This window comes from Acidocella sp. (assembly GCF_035535915.1).
Lineage (GTDB): Bacteria > Pseudomonadota > Alphaproteobacteria > Acetobacterales > Acetobacteraceae > Acidocella.
The window spans coordinates 1-2,578 of sequence record NZ_DATLPB010000069.1 but is presented as its reverse complement, the minus strand read 5'-3'; the positions used below and the strand labels follow the sequence as shown (position 1 = coordinate 2,578).

Sequence of the window (2,578 nt, the reverse complement as noted above, 5' to 3'; positions counted from 1 at the left end):
GAAGCGGAAGAACCGTAGGCTTACGGCCGCGGCAAGGAAAACCATGGCGGTCAGCAAAAATGGCCGGGCTAGAAGCTTCTGGAACTGCAATTTATAGCCTGCCGCCGTCAGATCAGCGTGTTCCGCGATCTGGATATACGTTGGCAGTTCCCAGAACGGCACGGTTTCGGGCGTGGCAAAGCTTTCGCGGACCTGTTCGGGCGTAAGGCTGGTCTTAAGCACGAAAAGCGGCTGGTCGAGCGGCAATACGCCCATCTGGTAGACGCGCGCGTCCATGATCCGCCAGGCGCCGGGAACGAGCTCGGCCGCGCGCGCCTCGATGCGGCCCTTGAAAAGGTTATTGTTGTCGAAGGTAAAGACGGTGACCCCGGTAAGCGACACGCCCTGGTCGCGGCTTGCCTTGGCATTGATGATGGCAAGCCCTTCGTCGTTGCGCTGGCTTGCCCAGAAAGTGCCGCCGGCGCCGCCGAACCCGGTCAGTGCGCGCCCGAACAGCTCGGCCTCCAAGCGCTTGGACTGCTCGCCGAGCAACGCAGCAGCCGGATTGTAGACGGCGGTGGCGAACACGCCGATCACGAACGCCGTGATCAGCGCCGGTGAAATGAACTGCCAGGCCGACATGCCGGCCGCGCGCGCGATCACCAATTCGTGCCGCCGCGACAGATTGAGGTAGCTGGCCATCGCGGCGATCAGCACGCAGAACGGCAGGATACGCTCGATCACCTGCGGCACGCGGTAGAACGAGGTCTTGGCGACCAGCAACACGGAAACATGCGGGATGTCGCCGGCCCGGCGCATCAACTCCATATAGTCGAGCAATGCGACCAGCACGAACAGGCCGAGGAACACCATCGCGACCGCGCCCAGGAAGCGCAGCCCGAAGTAACGCGACAATGTTCCGGCGACGATTCGCATGCGGGTTCCGTCAATCGCTGGCGAAACGCCGGCTGAGCCGCCGGCCGAGCGCATCGAATATGTTGGCGATGAAGGCCGGCGGTTCCAGGATCAGCCCGTTGCTGATGACATAGAGTCCGAGCCCGAAGGTGAGCGCGAGCGCGACGTATTGCAGCGACAGCATCCACGGCTGGTTGGCGCCGAATACGATGGATGCAAAGCCGATCAACCGCAGCAACGCCACCCCGCCGACTGCGCCCAGCAGCGACATGGCGCGGCTCTGCCGGTTGGTGCGCGGCGCGCCCAGATAGGCAAAGGCAATCACCACAAAGGCGATCGGGTAAAGCGGCGCCATCAACCGGTCGTGCAATTCGGCGCGGAATTGCCCGGGCTGCTCAATGTACATCGGCTCCTTCGTATCGGGAAATAGCAGCTGCCAGAGATAGCGCTCACGGATGCCGTATTTGATCGCGGCGGGGCCGCCAACGTATTGCGACAGGTCGAAGCCGTAGCGGTCGAAGCTCACCATTTTGGGGTCGCGCCGGCCGGCCTCATGGCGCTGCATGTTGCCCTTCGACAGCACCAAGAAAGTGCCCTCCTTGTTCTCGATCACCTCACCGGATTGCGCCAGCACGGTGACACCCTGCTGGGGGTTGCGCTGGTCGTCGAGGAAAATGCCGGTCAATTGCCCATTGCGCTCGCGCGAGCGAATGTACAGCGTGACGCCCTGCTCGATGACGGTGAAACGGCCGGGCTGCACGATGTTGGCGACGACATTGGCGTGCACCTCGGTCAGCCACTCGTGCAGCATGCGCAGGCCTTTGGGCGCCAAATAGGCGCTGATTGCCGTCACCAGCAGCGACACCATGATCGAAACGATGAGGAAGCCGCGGAACAGGCGCCACGGCGACATGCCCGCTGAGTTCATCACGATGATTTCTGAATCGGTCGACAGCTTGTTGAGGATGTGCGCGGCGGCGATGACCAGCGCGATCGGCGCGATCACCAGAACCAGCAGCGGGATGATCAGCCCAGTGAGACCGATGAAGACCAGAATGGTCTGGCCCTGGCTGGTCATAATGTCGATGTCGCGCAGCGCCTGGGTGACCCAGATCAAGGCGGTGAGGGACACCAGCACGATCAGGAACGCCACCAAGGTGGTGCGCACGATATAACGGTTGATTGACCCCATCCGCGGCGCCGTCCCCAAAATCCCCCTGCACGCCGTCGCAAGTCCCGGCCTGTCCCCCCGGGCACCCGCGCTTGGCGTCCAAGCCCAACCCCAATCAGGTTTACCTTGATCGCCTCACAAAGTGGCCCCGCAAAGGCAAAGCCGTTGAACATGCACAACAAAATGTTAAGCGGCGGGCCGCGCTGGCACGCACTCTGGCAGCTCGACGGGTGGGAACCGCCCGATTTGCTTGCGTTTCCCGGCATCCAGCCGGCGCCGGCGGCAGCACGGCCGAGGGGGGTGCAAAATCCGCAATCGGCGCCATTTTGCGCTTTGCAGGGGCGGGGCGCCCGCGCCATATGGCACCGACGGCACCGTTTGAACCTCTTCCGCCGCGACAAGGACCCCTGCAATGCCGGACGCCCTCAAACTCGGTTTTGGACCCTTCGCCGCCCCGGCCAAGGGCGTCCTGGTGGTGTTTTGCGGCGAAAACCTCAAATTCGGGCCGGCGAC

The 2,578-nt window shown here is 63.2% G+C and carries 2 protein-coding genes; both read right to left on the bottom strand.

The genetic code is table 11. The features are described from left to right. Nucleotides 1–915: LptF/LptG family permease (locus tag VNC39_RS08580; RefSeq protein ID WP_325398177.1), on the bottom strand; the 915-nt coding region annotated here is incomplete at its 3' end. Between the two features lie 10 nt (nucleotides 916–925). Next, nucleotides 926–2,086, bottom strand: coding sequence for an LPS export ABC transporter permease LptF (lptF, locus tag VNC39_RS08575; protein WP_325398175.1), 1,161 nt, complete (start codon nucleotides 2,084–2,086; stop codon nucleotides 926–928). Between the last annotated feature and the right edge of the window lie 492 nt (nucleotides 2,087–2,578).

What these genes read in the sequence shown, in the direction of transcription:
- lptF (WP_325398175.1), bottom strand. Translation starts at nt 2,086, where the DNA reads ATGGGGTCAATCAACCGTTATATCGTGCGCACCACCTTGGTGGCGTTC.